This is a genomic window from Streptomyces sp. KR80 (genome assembly GCF_052245555.1).
Taxonomy (GTDB): domain Bacteria; phylum Actinomycetota; class Actinomycetes; order Streptomycetales; family Streptomycetaceae; genus Streptomyces.
Genome location: NZ_JBQQCD010000005.1, coordinates 80003 through 98607 on the forward strand (window position 1 = coordinate 80003; position 18605 = coordinate 98607).

The following is an 18605-nucleotide window of genomic DNA, read 5'->3' on the forward strand; positions in this document are numbered from 1 at the left end:
TGTGGACCAGCCCGGATCAGCCGCCGCGGCTACATCGAGATTCCCAGCGGAGCCCCTTGCGCCTGGGCGATGGCCTCCTTGTCGCCGTCCAGCTCGACCCGGGCCACGCTCTGCCGACCGAAGAGGAACAGCGTCAGCTCGCCCGGCTCGCCGGTGACCGTCACCACCGGCGTGCCGCCGCGGGCGACCGCCGTACGGCCGTCCGGTCGGCGCAGCACCAGGCCGACCGGGGATTTGCGGCCGAGCAGCCGCGCGGCCTTCTCCAGGCGGGACCACAGGGCGTCGGCGAACACCGGGTCGAGCTCGCGCGGAGACCAGTCGGCCTGGGCGCGCCGGACGTCCTCGGCGTGGACGAAGAACTCCACCGTGTTCGCCGCCTCGTCGACCGGCTTCAGGGCGTAGGGCGACATCCGTGGCGGACCGGTGCGGATGAGCTGGATCAGCTCCTCGTACGGCTTCGCCGCGAACTCGGCCTGCACCCGCTCCGTACGGGTCGCGAGCGGCTTGAACACGATGCCCGCGGCCGCGTCGGCGCGGCGCTCGCGCACCACCATGTGCGCGGCGAGATCACGGGTGGTCCAGCCCTCGCAGAGCGTGGGCGCGGCGGGACCGGCGGACTCCAACAGATCGGCGAGGAGCAGGCGTTCACGCTTTGCATGGGTCGACATACGGCCAGCGTACGGCGGGTGCCGGTGCCGTGCCACGACGCCGCGCCAGTGGGCGGTGCGCGGTCGCCCGGCTGCGCTCGCCGCGACTGACGTGCGCCCGGTTCGTGGCCTCAGTCGCCCGGCAGCGGTTCGGTCAGCTTCTTCCCACCCGGCCGGTCGCTCAACGTGAGGGCGCAGGAGATCCGCCGCTCGTTGCGCGTGCGGTAGGTGTCCATGGACGGGTAGAGCGCGTAGTTGAAGTATTGACGGCCGTCCTCGGGAATCGACTTCATCCGCTCGGTCACCGCCGTCTCGCACAGCTCCAGCGCCGTGTCCTGGAGCCGCTGCTCGGAGGAGATGGACCCGGTCAGCGTCTTGGTCGCCACCACCTCGCCGTCGTGCGCCGACCGGCACGGGCGGGGTTCCACCCGGGTGACCGACGGGTCGAGCGCGGGGTGATCGAAGCACTCTCCCGGGCGCAGGGCGGCGAAGGGCACCAGGTCTCCAGGGGAAGCCGAGGCGCTCGGGGAGACCGTAGGGGACGAGGGAGCCGACGGCGACGCGTCGCGCGTCGCGCCGCCGGACCCGTCCGGGCGGCGGTCGTCCGACTGCCCGCTCGGGGTGGCCCGCGGCTTGGCATCGGCGGAGGCGTCGCCGTCGTCCGAGCTCCCGATCAGCAGGAGGCCGCCGACGGTGAGCCCCGCGGCCAGCACACCCGCGATGAAGATCGCGGCGATCTTCGGGCCGCTCGGCCCGTTGCCGGCCGGAGGAGGCGGTGGATACGCGCCATAACCCGCCTGTTGCGCGGACCCGTATCCCTGGGGCTGCCCGTATCCCTCGGGCTGGCCGAATCCCTGGGGCTGACCGTGACCCTGCATTGCGCCGTATCCCTGGGGCGGGCCGAATCCGCCCCCGGCGGCGGGCTGTGCGGGGTCGCTCGGGGCATGGGGGTACCGCCCAGCGTCCGCTGGGGGAGGAAAGGTCATGGGGGAAGCATGCCCCATCGCTGCGACATTCGGCTCATCGGCCCGTGGGCCGGGGCCAGTTGGGAGCATGGGGGCGGCTTTGCCGGATTCGTTTGGGAGCACCCCCAGCGATAGTCCCCCTGGGCCTCTCCCCCCGGGTGGTACCCCCAGGGGAAGGTAGCTGGGGGAGTTCCTCGCGCATACCCTCGCGCCGTCGGGCGGGTCGGCGCGGCACAATGGAGCCCATGTCCAGCAGCACGCGCCCGTCCGGCCTCGACCCGGCCATCGCCGCCCGCCTCAAGCGGAACGACGAGGGCCTCTTCCCGGCCGTCGCCCAGCAGTACGACACCGGCGAGGTCCTGATGGTCGGCTGGATGGACGACGAGGCGCTGCACCGCACCCTCACCACCGGCCGCTGCACCTACTGGAGCCGCAGCCGCCAGGAGTACTGGGTCAAGGGCGACACCTCGGGACACGTCCAGCATGTGAAGTCCGTGGCCCTCGACTGCGACGCCGACACCGTCCTCGTCAAGGTCGACCAGGTCGGTGCGGCCTGCCACACCGGGGACCGGACCTGCTTCGACGCAGGCGAGCTGCTGCAGGACTCCTCCGCGTAGCCCGGGGCGGGGCCTGGACGATTAGGATCCAGCCCCATGACCACGGGTGCTGCCACGATGGACCTCGAGACCTTCCGCAAGCTGGCGGCCGACCGCCGCGTCATCCCCGTCAGCCGCCGGCTGCTTGTGGACGGTGACACTCCGATCGGCCTCTACCGCAAGCTGGCCGCGGAGCGGCCCGGTACGTTCCTCCTCGAATCGGCGGAGAACGGGCGCTCCTGGTCCCGCTACTCGTTCATCGGCGTGCGCAGCGCGGCCACCCTCACCGTCCGCGACGGGGGCGCCCACTGGCTCGGCACCGCGCCCGTCGGCGTGCCCGCCGACGGCGACCCGCTGGAAGCCCTACGCGTGGCGGTCGAGGTGCTGCACACCCCCCGTGACCTCGGAGGACTCGTTCACCTCCCGCCCTTCACGGGCGGCATGGTCGGTTACCTCGGCTACGACATCGTGCGCCGGCTGGAGCGGATCGGCGACAGCACCCGGGACGATCTGCGGCTGCCCGAGCTGACCATGCTGCTCACCTCGGACCTCGCCGTACTCGACCACTGGGACGGCACGGTGCTGCTGATCGCTAATGCGATCAACCACAACGACCTCGAAACGGGTGTCGACGAGGCCTACGCGGACGCGGTGGCCCGCCTCGACGCGATGACGGCCGACCTGTCCCGGCCCGCTCCGACGGGCGCCGCCGCCGTTCTCCCGCCCTCGCAGCTGCCCGAGTACAGCGCGCAGTGGGGCGGGCCCGCCTTCCGGGACGCGGTCGAGGACATCAAGGAGCGGATCCGCGCGGGGGAGGCCTTCCAGGTGGTGCCGTCTCAGCGGTTCGAAACGCCCTGCGACGCCTCGGCCCTCGACGTCTACCGCGTGCTGCGGGCCACGAACCCGAGCCCGTACATGTACCTCTTCCGGTTCCCGGGCGTGGACGGGGAAGAGGGCTTCGATGTCGTCGGCTCGAGCCCCGAGGCGCTGGTCAAGGTCGAGGACGGGCGCGCGATGGTGCATCCCATCGCGGGCACCCGCCCGCGCGGCGCGACCCCGCAGGAGGACGCGGCCCTCGCGGAGGAGCTGCTGGCGGATGCGAAGGAACGCGCCGAGCACTTGATGCTTGTGGACCTCGGGCGCAACGACCTCGGGCGGGTCTGCGAGCCCGGCAGCGTCGAAGTCGTCGACTTCATGTCGATCGAGCGCTACAGCCACGTCATGCACATCGTGTCCACGGTCACCGGGCGCCTCGCCGCGGGTCGCACGGCCTTCGACGCGCTCACCGCCTGCTTCCCGGCCGGCACGCTGTCCGGCGCACCCAAGCCGCGGGCGATGCAGATCATCGAGGAGCTCGAGCCGAGCCGCCGTGGACTGTACGGGGGCTGCGTCGGATACCTCGACTTCGCCGGTGACTCCGACACCGCCATCGCCATCCGCACCGCCCTGCTGCGCGGCGGCACGGCGTACGTCCAGGCGGGCGCGGGCATCGTCGCCGACTCCGATCCGGCGGCGGAGGACACGGAGTGCCGCAACAAGGCGGCCGCAGTGCTCCGCGCGATCGCCATGGCCAGCGGTCTCGCTACGCGCTAGCCGCCCGCGTTGCGGGCATTCGTTCCGCCCACGGAACGAATGCCCCCAAACCGGCCCTGGTGTGATGCTCACACGCGCGGCAGGCGATAGTGGTGGGGTGAGTGCCGCACCCCAGACACCCGACGCGTCCGCCACCGCCCAACCCGCGCGCAGCGCGCAGCGCAGTCTCGCCGTCGCCCTGCTGCTCGGCGCGGTCGGCGCCGCACTCGCACTGGTCGCCGGTGGACAGACCTGGAGCCACGGCACCTCGACGGCCGCACAGGGGGCCGTGCCCCTGACGGCCGACGGGCGGGATGTCACCGGCTTGCCCGCCGCGCTCGCCGTCGTCGGCCTGGCCGCGCTGGTCGCGGTGTTCGCCGTACGGCGGGTCGGGCGAGTCGTCGTCGCCGCGCTGCTCGCGCTGAGCGGCGCGGCTGCCGTGCTCACGTCCTTCCTCGCGGCGTCCGACACCGGCGCCCTCGAGGCCGAGGCGGCCAAGGCGACCGGTCTGGCCGCTGCCGGCGTCGAGCAGATCACCCACACCGTCTGGCCCTGGATCTCAGCTGCCGGCGGCGCACTGCTCCTGATCGCCGGGCTGCTCGCCCTGCGCTTCGGCCCTCACTGGCCGGCCATGTCCGGCCGCTACGAGCGCGATGGCCGGGCCAAGCCGGTCCGTAACCGCGCCACACAGGCCCAGGCATCGGCGGCACCCGACCTCGACCGGCCCGAGGAGATCTGGAAGGCCCTGGACCGTGGCGAGGACCCCACTCGGGAGGCCTGAGCCGCGGCACCGCCCGGCGCCGCGCACTCCGTCCCGACCCCCGATCACGGCGGTCGCCCGCGTCGGGGACAATGACCCCTGAGCGATCACCGCGCCCCGACCTTGGGGATCCTCCCCAGGCTTCTCTCCCGGACTCCGTGTCCGGGCGGGGGCGCCCCACCCGGACACGGAGTCCGGGGGAAGCCACAGAGCAACGAGGAGTACTCATGGCGGGTAGCAGCCACGGACACACGCCGGCCGCCTGGACCGGCGTCACCATCACCTTCATCGGCTTCTGCATCTCCGGTGCCTTCACGGTGATGGCCGAGCCCATCGGCTTCGTGGCCGGCCTCGTCGTCGCCGCACTCGGCGGAGTCGTCGGCCTGGCGATGCGCGCCGCGGGACTGGGCCGGCAGCCCAAGTCCGGCAGCCGGTCCCAGGCCGAGCCCCAGACCCAGGGCTGATAGAGGGCCGGCGGTCATCGGCCGGCACCGGGGCATCGCCGAGTCGGCCCTTGCGCTGGTCCGCGCCGGTCCGCGCTGGTCCGCGCCGGGCCCGTACGGCCGTACGGTCGTACGGGCTGCGTCCTGAGCTGCGCCGTCGTGCACCCGCGAGGAGACTCGGCGGTGTGACCGACGAAACCGTGCGGCGGAGGCCGTGGGCCGGCCGGGCCGCCGACGCGGCGGCCCCGCTCGCGACGCTCGCCGGAGCCGTCGCCGCCTTCGGCTACATCGGGGCCGTGGACCCGAACGAGCCCGGCCACTACCCCGTCTGCCCCGTCCTGCACTACACCGGCCTGTACTGCCCAGGCTGCGGTGGCCTCCGGAGCGCGCACGCCCTCGCCCACGGGGATCTCGCCACCGCGATCGGCGCCAACGCGCTCGCGGTGGCCGGCTTCCTCGTCCTGGCCGCCGTCTGGGCGCTCTGGCTGGTACGAGCCGTCGGCGGCCGCCCTCCGAAGCCGCGGCTGCGCCCCCCGGTCCGGCCCGCTCACGTATGGGCCGTCCTCGTCGCCCTCGCCCTCCTCTTCACCGCCGTCCGCAATGCGCCACTCGGGGCCGGGCTCGCACCATGACAGCGGTAAACATCCAGGTAGGAGGAGTGCGGGGCACCGGATGCGGGTCCTTCGCCCGCGGCCGGATACCATCGCAGTGCCTCAAGAAGTGCCCGGTGGGGCAGCGTCCGCCGGGCGTCGACCGAATGCTCCGAACACCCAGAAGGGGGCCGCTCGCGTGAGTGTGCTCGATGAGATCATCGACGGAGTCCGCGCCGACCTCGCCGAGCGGCAGGCGCGCGTCAGCCTCGACGAGCTCAAGGAGCGGGCCGCGAAGGCGCCCCAGGCCAAGGACGGCGTCGCCGCACTGCGCGGCGACAGCGTCAAGGTGATCTGCGAGGTCAAGCGCTCCAGCCCGTCGAAGGGCGCGCTCGCCGCGATCGCCGACCCGGCCGGGCTCGCATCCGACTACGAGGCGGGCGGCGCGGCCGTGATCAGCGTCCTGACCGAGCAGCGGAGGTTCGGCGGCTCGCTGGCCGACCTCGAAGCCGTACGGGCCACAGTCGACATCCCCGTACTGCGCAAGGACTTCATCGTCACCTCCTACCAGCTGTGGGAGGCCCGGGCATACGGCGCCGACCTCGCCTTGCTGATCGTCGCCGCCCTCGATCAGGACGCCCTGGTGTCGCTGGTCGAGCGGGCCGAGTCGATCGGGCTCACCCCGCTCGTCGAGGTGCACGACGAGGAGGAGATCGAGCGCGCGGTGGACGCGGGGGCGCGGGTGATCGGCGTCAACGCGCGCAATCTGAAGACGCTCGAGGTGGACCGCGGAACGTTCGAGCGCATCGCGCCGGAGATCCCCTCGCACATCGTCAAGGTCGCCGAGTCCGGCATTCGCGGCCCACACGATCTGATCGCGTACGCCAACCAAGGTGCGGACGCGGTGCTGGTGGGCGAGTCGCTCGTCACGGGGCGCGATCCGAAGGCCGCGGTCGCCGATCTGGTCGCCGCGGGTGCGCACCCGGCGCTGCGGCACGGGCGGGAGTGAGTCCGATGCGTGCGTACGCCCGGCTGGCGCGCGGCTGCAGGCCGCGTGGCTGCCGGGCGCCTGCGCGGCGCGTCCGGGGACGCAGGGTGCGGTATGTGATCGGCTGCGAGCCGGGACAGGTCAACGGGATGCGATGGCGCCTGGCGGCTGCGCTTTAGCCGTTTTAGCCGTCCGGCTGGGCCCGCGGGGGACTGCCTGGGGCGGGGCCGGAACCCCTGTCCCTCCGGCCCCGTCCCCTCCCGCCGGTGGTCGGATGGCCCGGTGGTCCCCAGTGATCGGCCTGTTGGTTGGTCGGTTCTGGCCCGCATGGGTCGGTGGTCCGGCAGGCGCCCGGGGTTGGACCGGGCCTGCCGCGGGGCGGCAGGGGGGCCGCAGTCGACACGTACCGTGTTCACATATCGAGACTTTTGGGGCACGAGCCCCTTCGAGGAGTACGTCGGATGTCCTCTGACTTCTTCATCCCCGACCCGGAGGGTCGGATCCCGAGCGCGCAGGGCTACTTCGGCGCGTTCGGCGGCAAGTTCATCCCCGAGGCGCTCGTCGCCGCGGTGGACGAGGTCGCTGCCGAGTACGAGAAGGCGAAGGCCGATCCTGCCTTCGCCGCCGAGCTGGACGACCTGCTCGTCAACTACACAGGGCGCCCGAGTGCGCTCACCGAGGTGCCGCGGTTCGCCGAACACGCGGGCGGCGCACGGATCTTCCTCAAGCGGGAGGATCTCAACCACACCGGGTCACACAAGATCAACAACGTGCTCGGCCAGGCGCTGCTCACCAAGCGGATGGGCAAGACCCGGGTCATCGCCGAGACCGGCGCCGGGCAGCACGGCGTCGCGACGGCGACGGCGTGTGCGCTGTTCGGTCTCGAGTGCGTGGTCTACATGGGCGAGGTCGACACGGAGCGGCAGGCGCTCAACGTCGCCCGGATGCGGATGCTGGGCGCCGAGGTCGTGGCGGTGAAATCCGGCAGCCGGACCCTGAAGGACGCGATCAACGAGGCGTTCCGCGACTGGGTCGCGAACGTCGACCGGACGCACTATCTGTTCGGGACGGTCGCGGGCCCGCACCCGTTCCCGGCCATGGTCCGGGACTTCCACCGGGTGATCGGCGTCGAGGCGCGGCGGCAGATCCTGGAGCGGGCCGGGCGACTGCCGGACGCCGTCGCCGCCTGCGTGGGGGGCGGGTCCAATGCGATCGGGCTGTTCCATGCGTTCATCCCGGACGAGGGGGTCCGCCTCGTCGGTCTGGAGGCCGCGGGCCACGGCGTCGAGTCCGGCGAGCACGCGGCGACGCTGAGCGTCGGAGAGCCGGGGATTCTGCACGGCTCGCGGTCGTACGTCCTCCAGGACGAGGAGGGGCAGATCACCGAGCCGTACTCGATCTCGGCGGGCCTGGACTACCCGGGCATCGGCCCCGAGCACTCGTACCTGAAGGACGTCGGCCGCGCCGAGTACCGGCCGATCACCGACGACGAGGCGATGCAGGCGTTGCGACTGATGTCGCAGACCGAGGGCATCATCCCGGCGATCGAGAGCGCGCACGCGCTCGCCGGGGCGCTCGATCTGGGCAGGGAGCTGGGGCCGGACGGGCTGGTGCTGGTCAATCTCTCCGGGCGGGGCGACAAGGACATGGACACCGCCGCCCGCTACTTCGGGCTGTACGACCCGGACGCGGCGGTCGAAGCCGACGAGAACGGCGGGATCGCCGAGATCAGGGGGGACGCGAAGTGAGCGGGAACGTGCAGCTGTTGAGCGACACCCTCGCGGCCGCCAAGGCGGAGGGAAGGTCTGCCCTCATCGCCTACCTCCCGGCCGGATTCCCGACCGTCGACGGCGGCATCGAGGCGGTCAAGGCGGCGTTCGACGGCGGCGCCGACGTCGTCGAGGTCGGGCTGCCGCACAGCGACCCGGTGCTCGACGGGCCGGTCATCCAGACCGCCGACGACATCGCGCTGCGCGGCGGCGTGAAGATCGCGGACGTGATGCGCACGGTCCGCGAGGCCCACGCGGCGACCGGGAAGCCGGTGCTCGTCATGACGTACTGGAACCCGATCGACCGGTACGGCGTCGAGCGCTTCGCGGCCGAGCTGGCCGCGGCCGGGGGAGCGGGCTGCATCCTGCCGGACCTCCCGGTCGAGGAGTCCGAGGTGTGGCGCAAGGCCGCGGAGCAGCACGGCCTGGCGACGGCCTTCGTCGTCGCGCCCAGCAGCCGTGACGAGCGACTGGCCAAGATCACGGCAGCAGGCACCGGCTTCGTGTACGCGGCGTCGCTGATGGGCGTGACGGGCACCCGGGAGTCGGTGGGCGAGCAGGCCCAGGACCTGGTGCGGCGGACCCGGGCGACCACCGGCCTGCCGGTGTGCGTCGGACTGGGCGTGTCCAACGCCGAGCAGGCGGCCGAGGTGGCCGGGTTCGCCGACGGGGTGATCGTGGGCTCGGCCTTTGTGAAGCGGCTGCTGGATGCGCCGGACTTGGAGACGGGGTTGGCCGGGGTCCGTACGCTCGCGGGCGAGCTGGCGGAAGGTGTCCGGCGACGGGCCTGACATCGCCCGTAAGGGTGGATCTGGGACCGGGGAGGCGCGCTGGTGCCTCCCCGGTTCGTTTCTTCAGGGCGTGAACGAGAAGAACAGTGAGGGCAAGCGCAGCGCCCGCGAGCGGCTGCAGGAAGAGCGCGAGCGGCAGAAGATCCGCGAGAGGCGCAAGCGGGGGCTGATCGTCGGAGCCTCGGTCATCGCCGTGCTGGGCATCGCCGCGGCGATCGGAGTCGTGGTGTCCCAGACCGGCGGTGACGACGCCGAAGGGCCGGTGGTCGCGCCGACCGGGGCGAACGGTGAGGACAGTCTCGCCATCCCGGTGGGGAAGCCTGGCGCGCCGTCCACTCTCACCGTCTACGAGGACTTCCGCTGCCCGGCGTGCGCCCAGTTCGAGAACGGCTTCCGGGACACCATCCACGAGCTGCAGGACAAGGGACAGCTGCGGACGCAGTACTACGTGGTCACGCTCATCGACGGCAATCTGGGCGGCAGGGGTTCGCTCAACGCGGCCAACGCGGCGGCGTGCGCGCAGGACGCCGGGAAGTTCCAGGCCTACCACGACGTCCTCTACCAGAATCAGCCGCAGGAGGCGAACGACGCCTTCGCGAACAAGAACTATCTGCTCGAGCTGGCGGGCAAGGTCCCCGGACTGGCCACCGGTTCCTTCGAGCGGTGTGTGAACGAGGGCAGCCACGACGGCTGGGTGCGGAAGGTCCACAGTGCCTTCACCGCCTCCGGGCACGGGGCCACCCCGACCATCCTCCTCAACGGCAAGGACATCTTCGGCAATCAGCAGGAACCGCTGACACCGCAGAAGCTCAAGGGGCTGGTCGAGTCCGCTGCGAAGAACGCGGCGAAGGGCCTCAAGAAGGACGGCGGCAACGAGGAGGTCAAGACGTCCTGACGCCCCGCGGTCACCCTGTGTGTCCGGGGGTGCACCGATGGTGCGTAGTCGGCGTGGTGGGGCGGCCGTTGGGTAACTGAGACCTGGCATGGGCGGGACACTCGGACGGACGCACGGTAGGTTCGTACCTGCCATGGACCTCGCATACATTCCCAGCCCGTCGACCGGCGTGATCCATCTCGGACCGGTCCCGCTGCGCGGCTACGCGTTCTGCATCATCATCGGCGTCTTCATCGCCGTCTGGCTCGGTGGGCGACGATGGGTCGCCCGGGGCGGTCTGGCCGGGACCGTCGCCGACATCGCCGTGTGGGCGGTGCCGTTCGGCCTGGTCGGTGGTCGCCTGTACCACGTGATCACGACGTACGAACCGTACTTCGGCAAGGGCGGCAACTGGGTCGACGCGTTCAAGATCTGGGAAGGCGGGCTCGGCATCTGGGGTGCCATCGCCCTCGGTGCGGTCGGCGCCTGGATCGGCTGCCGCCGGCGGGGCATCCCACTGCCGGCCTACGCGGACGCGGTCGCGCCCGGCATCGCCTTCGCCCAGGCCATCGGACGCTGGGGCAACTGGTTCAACCAGGAGCTGTACGGCCGCCCGACCGATCTGCCGTGGGCGCTCAAGATCGACGCCGACCCGACCATCGGGAGGGTCGGGGGCACCTACCACCCGACCTTCCTGTACGAGTCGCTGTGGTGCATCGGCGTGGCGCTGCTGGTCATCTGGGCGGACCGCCGCTTCAAGCTGGGGCACGGACGCGTGTTCGCCCTGTACGTGGCCGCCTACACGGTCGGGCGCGGCTGGATCGAATACATGAGGATCGACGAGGCCCACCACATCCTGGGGATCCGGCTGAATGTCTGGACCTCGGTGGTCGTCTTCCTGGCCGCCGTCACGTACCTGATCATCTCGGCGAAGCGCCGACCCGGCCGCGAGACCGTGGTCGAACCGGCCGCGGAGAAGGCCCGCGCGGCGGCCGACGCCGACGACGAGCCGGACGCCGACGCCCCCACCCCAGACGGCGGGGAAGCCACCGCGTCCGAAGCCGAGCAGGCCGCCGACGCCGATGCCGCGCCGGAGGAGAACGACGCCGAGGCCGGCGCCTCGAAGAAGCCCTGACCCGCCGTTCCCCCACCACGGCCGCCGATCCACCACCCGGACCGGCGGCCGACTGCCGTCCACCACGCCCCATGGGAACGCCCCTCTCGGCCCGCCGCTTCGAGGAGGGGGCTGCCTGCGGTTCCCCACCGCGGCAGCGGCCCGCGTGGCGAGCGGTTGGGCGAAACCCCTGGTCAGAGCGGTAAGTTCGGCCTTCCTTGCTGGCGGAGCACCACGAATCGTGCGTAGCTTCGACTCGTGGGGGAGCGGTGACCAGCCCGTCCCCCCGGGGAAGGGAGCATCCGAGACACATGTCCGTCATCGACACCGGCGCCGCGCTGCACGAGGCCCATCGGGACAATCACACCCACCGCGACGTCAGCGGCGGCTGGCTCCGCCCCGCCGTCTTCGGAGCCATGGACGGGCTGGTGTCCAACCTCGCCCTGATCACCGGTGTCGCGGGCGGCGCCGTGTCGCCCCAGACCATCGTCATCACGGGGCTCGCGGGCCTCGCAGCCGGGGCGTTCTCGATGGCCGCCGGTGAGTACACCTCCGTGGCCTCCCAGCGCGAGCTCGTCCTCGCCGAGCTGGAGGTGGAGCGGCGGGAGTTGCGCCGTCACCCCAAGGACGAGCAGCGGGAGCTCGCGGCGCTGTACGAGTCGCGAGGTGTCGAGCCGAGCCTGGCCCGCCAGGTCGCCGAGCAGCTGTCCAGGGATCCCGAGCAGGCGCTGGAGATCCATGCCAGGGAGGAGCTCGGGATCGACCCCTCGGACCTGCCGTCGCCTGCCGTGGCCGCCGTCTCGTCCTTCGGGTCCTTCGCACTGGGTGCCCTGCTGCCGGTGCTTCCGTATCTGCTCGGTGCCACCGCGTTGTGGCCCGCCGTGCTGCTCGCCCTGCTCGGCCTGTTCAGCTGCGGCGCGGCCGTGGCCAGTGTCACGGCCCGCACATGGTGGTACAGCGGGCTCCGGCAGCTGATACTGGGCGGGGCGGCCGCCGCGGTCACGTTCGGGCTGGGTGCGTTGTTCGGCACTGCCGTCGGCTAGCGCACCGCAAACATTTCCCGTCGGTTTCAGCTCCTTTACCAGTGGGCATGAGCCGGAGGCGCTGCACGCAATGTCGCCTGCTGCGCTTCGGGGCCGCGGATGTCGATCCATCCGTATTCGCCCAGTTCACCGCCAGTTCATCGCACCGGCGGTGTCCGCATGCTGGACCGGGATATCCGCTTCGCGGGAAGCGGACCATCATGTAACCTGCACGAAAATTTATGCGCAGAGGGCCAACGTCGTCCCTCGGCACTGACACTGCCACGACGACGACGGGAGAGCCGATGCGTAGGCCGCGCCAGCTGTCCGAACATTCCGCGACCGGCACCGCCGCCTGGTCGCCCATGGACGGGCGCCCCGCGCCGCAGGGAATGTACGACCCGCGCAACGAGCACGACGCCTGTGGCGTCGGCTTCGTGGCCACCCTCACTGGCGAGGCCGGCCACGAGCTCGTGGAGCAGGCTCTCACCGTGCTGCGGAACCTCGAGCACCGTGGGGCCACTGGCTCCGAGCCGGACTCCGGCGACGGCGCGGGCATCCTGCTGCAGATCCCGGACGCGTTCCTGCGCGAGACTGTCGACTTCGCTCTCCCCGAGGCCGGTTCGTACGCCGTCGGCATCGCCTTTCTGCCCGCGGACGACCGCGAAAGCGCGGCCGCGGCCGCCCGCATCGAGACCATCGCCGCCGAGGAAGGCCTGACGGTCATCGGCTGGCGTGACGTCCCGGTCGCCCCTGAGCTGCTGGGCAACGGAGCCCGGGCCACCATGCCCGCCTTCCGCCAGCTCTTCGTCACCGACCGCGAGAGCCGCGGCATCGCCCTCGACCGCAAGGCCTTCGTGCTGCGCAAGCGCGCCGAGCACGAGGCCGGGGTCTACTTCCCGTCGCTGTCCGCGCGGACCATCGTCTACAAGGGCATGCTCACCACCGGGCAGCTGGAGCCGTTCTTTCCGGACCTGTCCGACCGGCGGTTCGCCACCGCCATCGCGCTGGTCCACTCGCGCTTCTCGACGAACACCTTCCCGAGCTGGCCGCTGGCCCACCCGTACCGCTTCGTCGCGCACAACGGCGAGATCAACACTGTCCAGGGCAACCGCAACTGGATGCGCGCCCGCGAGTCGCAGCTGGCGAGCGGACACTTCGGCGGCGACGACCTCGGACGGACCTTCCCGGTCTGTACGCCCGGCGCCTCCGACTCCGCGTCCTTCGACGAGGTCCTGGAGCTGCTCCACCTCGGTGGCCGCTCCCTGCCGCACGCGGTGCTGATGATGGTCCCCGAGGCGTGGGAGAACCACACCTCCATGGACCCGGCCCGCCGCGCCTTCTACCAGTACCACTCGACGATGATGGAGCCCTGGGACGGCCCCGCCTGCGTCACCTTCACCGACGGCACCCAGGTCGGCGCCGTCCTCGACCGGAACGGTCTGCGCCCCGGCCGCTACTGGGTCACCGACGACGGGCTTGTGGTGCTGTCGTCGGAGGTCGGCGTGCTCGACATCGACCCGTCGAAGGTCGTGCGCAAGGGCCGGCTGCAGCCGGGCCGGATGTTCCTCGTCGACACCGCCGAGCACCGCATCATCGAGGACGACGAGATCAAGGCGCAGCTTGCCGCGGAGCACCCGTACCAGGAGTGGCTCGAGGCCGGGATCATCGAGCTCGAGGACCTGCCCGAGCGCGAGCACATCGTGCACACCCACGCCTCGGTCACCCGCCGCCAGCAGACCTTCGGCTACACCGAGGAGGAGCTGCGCGTCATTCTCGCGCCGATGGCCAAGACCGGTGTCGAGCCGATCGGTTCGATGGGTACGGACTCGCCGATCGCCGCGCTGTCCGAGCGCCCCCGGCTGCTCTTCGACTACTTCACCCAGCTGTTCGCGCAGGTCACCAACCCGCCGCTGGACGCCATCCGCGAGGAGCTGGTCACCTCGCTGATCTCCACGCTCGGCCCGCAGGGCAACCTGCTGGACCCGAACGCCGCGTCCTGCCGCAGCGTCACCCTGCCGTTCCCGGTGATCGACAACGACGAGCTGGCCAAGCTCATCCACATCAACGCCGACGGCGATCTGCCCGGCTTCAAGGCCGCCACCCTCTCCGGCCTCTACCGGGTGCACGGCGGCGGCGACGCGCTGGCCGCCCGGATCGCCGAGATCTGTGCCGAGGCCGACTCCGCGATCGCCGACGGCGCGCGGCTGATCGTGCTCTCCGACCGGCACTCGGACGCCGAGCACGCGCCGATCCCGTCGCTGCTGCTCACCTCCGCGGTTCACCACCACCTCATCCGGACCAAGCAGCGCACCCAGGTGGGCCTGCTCGTCGAGGCCGGTGACGTCCGCGAGGTGCACCACGTCGCGCTGCTCATCGGCTACGGAGCCGCGGCCGTCAACCCGTACCTCGCCATGGAGTCGGTCGAGGACCTGGTCCGCGCGGGTACCTTCCTGCCCGGCATCGAGGCCGAGGCCGCCATCAAGAACCTCATCAAGGCGCTGGGCAAGGGCGTGCTGAAGGTGATGTCCAAGATGGGCATCTCCACGGTCGCCTCCTACCGCGGTGCGCAGGTCTTCGAGGCGGTGGGTCTCGACGAGGAGTTCGTCGGCAGCTACTTCCACGGCACCGCCACCAAGATCGGCGGCGCGGGCCTGGAGGTCATCGCCAAAGAGGTCGCCGAGCGGCACGCCAAGGCGTACCCCGCCTCGGGCATCGCCCCGGCCCACCGTGCCCTGGAGATCGGCGGCGAGTACCAGTGGCGTCGCGAGGGCGAGCCGCACCTGTTCGACCCGGAGACGGTCTTCCGGCTGCAGCACTCCACGCGCGCCCGCCGCTACGACATCTTCAAGCAGTACACGCAGCGCGTCGACGAGCAGTCCGAGCGGCTGATGACACTGCGCGGTCTGTTCCAGCTCAAGAGCGACCGCGAGCCGGTCCCGCTCGACGAGGTCGAGCCGGTCAGCGAGATCGTCAAGCGCTTCTCCACCGGCGCCATGTCGTACGGCTCCATCTCCAAGGAGGCGCACGAGACCCTCGCCATCGCCATGAACCAGCTGGGCGCCAAGTCCAACACCGGTGAGGGCGGCGAGGACCCGGAGCGCCTGTACGACCCGGCGCGGCGCTCCTCGATCAAGCAGGTCGCCTCCGGGCGCTTCGGGGTGACCAGCGAGTACCTGGTCAACGCCGACGACATCCAGATCAAGATGGCGCAGGGCGCGAAGCCCGGCGAGGGCGGCCAGCTGCCGGGCCACAAGGTGTACCCGTGGGTGGCCAAGACCCGGCACTCCACGCCGGGCGTGGGGCTGATCTCCCCGCCGCCGCACCACGACATCTACTCCATCGAGGATCTGGCCCAGCTGATCCACGACCTGAAGAACGCCAACCCGCAGGCCCGCATTCACGTCAAGCTGGTCTCGGAGGTCGGCGTCGGCACGGTCGCGGCCGGGGTGTCCAAGGCCCACGCGGACGTCGTGCTGATCTCGGGTCACGACGGCGGTACGGGCGCCTCGCCGCTCACCTCGCTCAAGCACGCGGGCGGCCCCTGGGAGCTCGGCCTCGCCGAGACCCAGCAGACGCTGCTGCTCAACGGCCTGCGCGACCGTATCGTCGTGCAGACCGACGGTCAGCTGAAGACCGGCCGTGACGTGGTCATCGCCGCGCTGCTCGGCGCCGAGGAGTTCGGCTTCGCCACCGCTCCGCTGGTGGTGTCGGGCTGCATCATGATGCGCGTCTGCCACCTGGACACCTGCCCGGTCGGCATCGCCACCCAGAACCCGGTGCTGCGCGAGCGCTTCAGCGGCAAGGCCGAATTCGTCGTGAACTACTTCGAGTTCATCGCCGAGGAGGTCCGCGAGCTGCTGGCCGAGCTGGGCTTCCGGACGCTCGAGGAGGCCGTCGGCCACGCCGAACTCCTCGACACCCAGCGCGCCGTGAGCCACTGGAAGGCCCAGGGCCTGGACCTGGAACCGCTGCTGCACGTGCCGGAGCTGCCGGACGGGGCCGTCCGCCACCGGCTCGTCGAACAGGACCACAGCCTGGAGAAGGCGCTGGACAACGAGCTGATCAAGCTCGCCGCCGACGCCCTGACCGCGGACACCGCCGAGGCGGCGCAGCCGGTGCGCGCCCAGGTTTCCATCCGCAACATCAACCGCACGGTCGGCACCATGCTGGGCCACGAGGTGACGAAGAAGTTCGGTGGTGCCGGCCTGCCCGACGACACCATCGACATCACCTTCACCGGCTCCGCGGGCCAGTCGTTCGGCGCGTTCGTGCCACGCGGCATCACCCTCCGACTGGAGGGCGACGCCAACGACTACGTCGGCAAGGGCCTGTCCGGCGGCCGTCTCGTGGTCCGCCCGGACCGCGGCGCCGACCACCTGGCCGAGTACTCGACCATCGCGGGCAACACCATCGCGTACGGCGCGACCGGCGGCGAGATCTTCCTCCGCGGGCGGGTCGGCGAGCGCTTCTGCGTGCGCAACTCCGGCGCGACGGTGGTGTCCGAGGGCGTGGGCGACCACGGCTGCGAGTACATGACCGGTGGCAACGCGGTCGTCCTCGGTGCCACCGGCCGCAACTTCGCGGCGGGCATGTCGGGCGGCTTCGCGTATGTCGTCGACCTCGACCCCGGAAGTGTGAACAAGGACCTGGTGCCGGCCGTCGGACCGCTGGACGCCGACGACCGGCGGTGGCTGCACGACGTCGTGCGCCGCCACCACGAGGAGACCGGCTCCACCGTCGCCGAGAAGCTCCTCGCCGACTGGGACGCGGCGGTGACCCGCTTCAGCAAGGTCACGCCGCCCACGTACAAAGCAGTGCTCGCCGCCAAGGACGCCGCCGAGCGAGCCGGACTCTCCGAGTCCGAGACCCACGAGAAGATGATGGAGGCGGCGACCCGTGGCTGACCCCAAGGGCTTCCTGACCACCGGGCGCGAGGTCGCCCAGCCCCGCCCCGTCGGTGAGCGCGTCAAGGACTGGAACGAGGTCTACGTCCCCGGCTCGCTGCTGCCGATCATCAGCAAGCAGGCCGGCCGGTGCATGGACTGCGGTATCCCGTTCTGCCACAACGGCTGTCCGCTGGGAAACCTCATCCCCGAGTGGAACGACTACGCCTACCGCGAGGACTGGGCCGGGGCGAGCGAGCGGCTGCACGCCACCAACAACTTCCCGGAGTTCACCGGGCGGCTGTGCCCGGCTCCCTGCGAGTCGGCCTGTGTGCTGGGCATCAACCAGCCCGCGGTGACCATCAAGAACGTCGAGGTCACCATCATCGACAAGGCATGGGACAACGGCGATGTCACGCCGCAGCCGCCGGAGCGGCTGTCGGGGAAGACCGTCGCCGTCATCGGCTCAGGCCCCGCGGGCCTCGCGGCCGCCCAGCAGCTCACCCGGGCGGGTCACACGGTCGCCGTCTACGAGCGCGCCGACCGGATCGGCGGCCTGCTGCGCTACGGCATCCCCGAGTTCAAGATGGAGAAGCGCCACATCAACCGCCGTATCGAGCAGATGCGCGCGGAGGGCACCAAGTTCCGTACGGGTGTGGAGATCGGCCGGGACGTCGACGCGGCGAAGCTGCGCAAGCGCTATGACGCGGTCGTCATCGCGGCCGGCGCCACGATGCCGCGCGACCTGCCGGTGCCGGGGCGCGAGCTGAACGGCATCCACCAGGCGATGGAGTACCTGCCGCTCGCCAACAAGGTCCAGGAGGGCGACTACGTCGCGCCGCCGATCACCGCCGAGGGCAAGCACGTCGTCGTCATCGGCGGCGGCGACACCGGCGCGGACTGCGTCGGTACGGCCCACCGGCAGGGCGCGGCCTCCGTGACCCAGCTGGAGATCATGCCCAAGCCGGGCGAGGACCGGAACGCCACCCAGCCGTGGCCGACGTTCCCGATGCTCTACAAGGTCACCTCGGCGCACGAGGAGGGCGGCGAGCGCGTGTACTCCGTCTCCACCACTCACTTCGAGGGTGATGAGGACGGGAACGTGCAGTTCCTGCACCTGATCGAGGTCGAGTTCAAGGACGGAAAGCTCGAGCAGAAGCCGGGCACCGAGCGGAAGATCCCGGCCCAACTGGTCACGCTGGCCATGGGCTTCACCGGCACCGACCAGGAGAACGGCCTGGTCCAGCAGTTCGGCCTGGAGCTGGACGCCCGCGGCAACATCGCGCGCGACGCCGACTTCGCGACCAATGTGCCCGGCGTCTACGTCGCCGGTGACGCGGGCCGCGGCCAGTCGCTGATCGTCTGGGCGATCGCCGAGGGCCGCTCCGCGGCGCGTGGTGTCGACCGGTACCTCACCGGGGCCAGCTCCCTGCCGGCCCCGATCCGGCCGACGGACCGTGCCTTGACGGTCTGAGCGCCGGATCCGCCCGGCCGCCTCAGCTGTTCCGTACAACGGCGTACGGACGGGAACCGCGGCGCCTGTCTCACCCCGACCGCACCGGAGGCAGGCGCCGCGGCCTGTTCCGCG

At 71.4% G+C, this 18605-nt stretch carries 16 protein-coding genes; 14 read left to right on the plus strand and 2 right to left on the minus strand.

Going from position 1 to position 18605, the window contains the following annotated elements:
- Window positions 1-29: 29 nt before the first annotated feature.
- Together ACTWQI_RS09975 and ACTWQI_RS09980 are read right to left on the minus strand one after the other, a co-directional pair.
- Complete coding sequence (locus ACTWQI_RS09975; protein ID WP_443269417.1) at window positions 30-668, minus strand: TIGR03085 family metal-binding protein; 639 nt, start codon at window positions 666-668, stop codon at window positions 30-32.
- A 110-nt stretch (window positions 669-778) separates the two neighbouring features.
- Entirely contained in the window at window positions 779-1525 is a 747-nt protein-coding gene (locus ACTWQI_RS09980) for a hypothetical protein (protein ID WP_443269418.1), read from the minus strand.
- Between the two features lie 332 nt (window positions 1526-1857).
- Here ACTWQI_RS09980 and hisI point away from each other — a divergent pair, with 332 nt between their 5' ends.
- The 14 genes from hisI to ACTWQI_RS10050 all read left to right on the plus strand — a co-directional run bounded on the left by hisI (window position 1858) and on the right by ACTWQI_RS10050 (window position 18491).
- A complete protein-coding gene (gene hisI, locus ACTWQI_RS09985; protein ID WP_443269419.1) occupies window positions 1858-2229 on the plus strand; it encodes a phosphoribosyl-AMP cyclohydrolase in 372 nt (123 codons plus the stop codon).
- Window positions 2230-2286: 57 nt separating this feature from the next.
- Entirely contained in the window at window positions 2287-3801 is a 1515-nt protein-coding gene (locus ACTWQI_RS09990; protein WP_443269634.1) for an anthranilate synthase component I, read from the plus strand.
- 97 nt (window positions 3802-3898) lie between these two features.
- Window positions 3899-4561, plus strand: a complete 663-nt coding sequence (locus ACTWQI_RS09995; RefSeq protein ID WP_443269420.1) for a TIGR02234 family membrane protein — start codon at window positions 3899-3901, stop codon at window positions 4559-4561.
- A 206-nt stretch (window positions 4562-4767) separates the two neighbouring features.
- The gene (locus tag ACTWQI_RS10000) at window positions 4768-5004 is read left to right on the plus strand and encodes an HGxxPAAW family protein (protein WP_443269421.1); all 237 of its coding nucleotides are present in this window, start codon (window positions 4768-4770) and stop codon (window positions 5002-5004) included.
- A gap of 164 nt (window positions 5005-5168) precedes the next feature.
- Complete coding sequence (locus tag ACTWQI_RS10005) at window positions 5169-5615, plus strand: DUF2752 domain-containing protein (protein ID WP_443269422.1); 447 nt, start codon at window positions 5169-5171, stop codon at window positions 5613-5615.
- Between the two features lie 157 nt (window positions 5616-5772).
- Window positions 5773-6582 carry an indole-3-glycerol phosphate synthase TrpC gene (trpC, locus tag ACTWQI_RS10010; protein ID WP_443269423.1) on the plus strand — a complete coding sequence of 270 codons (810 nt, stop codon included), beginning with the start codon at window positions 5773-5775 and terminating at the stop codon, window positions 6580-6582.
- A 5-nt stretch (window positions 6583-6587) separates the two neighbouring features.
- Complete coding sequence (gene trpM / locus ACTWQI_RS10015; RefSeq protein ID WP_443269424.1) at window positions 6588-6740, plus strand: tryptophan biosynthesis modulator TrpM; 153 nt, start codon at window positions 6588-6590, stop codon at window positions 6738-6740.
- A 282-nt stretch (window positions 6741-7022) separates the two neighbouring features.
- The gene (trpB, locus tag ACTWQI_RS10020; protein WP_443269425.1) at window positions 7023-8309 is read left to right on the plus strand and encodes a tryptophan synthase subunit beta; all 1287 of its coding nucleotides are present in this window, start codon (window positions 7023-7025) and stop codon (window positions 8307-8309) included.
- The gene (trpA, locus tag ACTWQI_RS10025) at window positions 8306-9121 is read left to right on the plus strand and encodes a tryptophan synthase subunit alpha (protein WP_443269426.1); all 816 of its coding nucleotides are present in this window, start codon (window positions 8306-8308) and stop codon (window positions 9119-9121) included. Before trpB ends, trpA begins: the two co-directional genes overlap by 4 nt.
- Before the next feature lie 70 nt (window positions 9122-9191).
- On the plus strand, window positions 9192-10016 hold the full coding sequence (locus ACTWQI_RS10030) for a DsbA family protein (protein ID WP_443269427.1): 825 nt from the start codon (window positions 9192-9194) through the stop codon (window positions 10014-10016).
- 133 nt (window positions 10017-10149) lie between these two features.
- On the plus strand, window positions 10150-11130 hold the full coding sequence (gene lgt, locus ACTWQI_RS10035) for a prolipoprotein diacylglyceryl transferase (RefSeq protein ID WP_443269428.1): 981 nt from the start codon (window positions 10150-10152) through the stop codon (window positions 11128-11130).
- A 290-nt stretch (window positions 11131-11420) separates the two neighbouring features.
- Window positions 11421-12152, plus strand: coding sequence for a VIT1/CCC1 transporter family protein (locus tag ACTWQI_RS10040; RefSeq protein WP_443269429.1), 732 nt, complete (start codon window positions 11421-11423; stop codon window positions 12150-12152).
- Between the two features lie 284 nt (window positions 12153-12436).
- On the plus strand, window positions 12437-17038 hold the full coding sequence (gltB, locus tag ACTWQI_RS10045; protein ID WP_443269430.1) for a glutamate synthase large subunit: 4602 nt from the start codon (window positions 12437-12439) through the stop codon (window positions 17036-17038).
- Window positions 17031-18491: a glutamate synthase subunit beta gene (locus tag ACTWQI_RS10050; protein WP_443269431.1), complete on the plus strand. Its 1461-nt coding sequence runs from the start codon at window positions 17031-17033 to the stop codon at window positions 18489-18491. Before gltB ends, ACTWQI_RS10050 begins: the two co-directional genes overlap by 8 nt.
- Window positions 18492-18605: the final 114 nt, after the last annotated feature.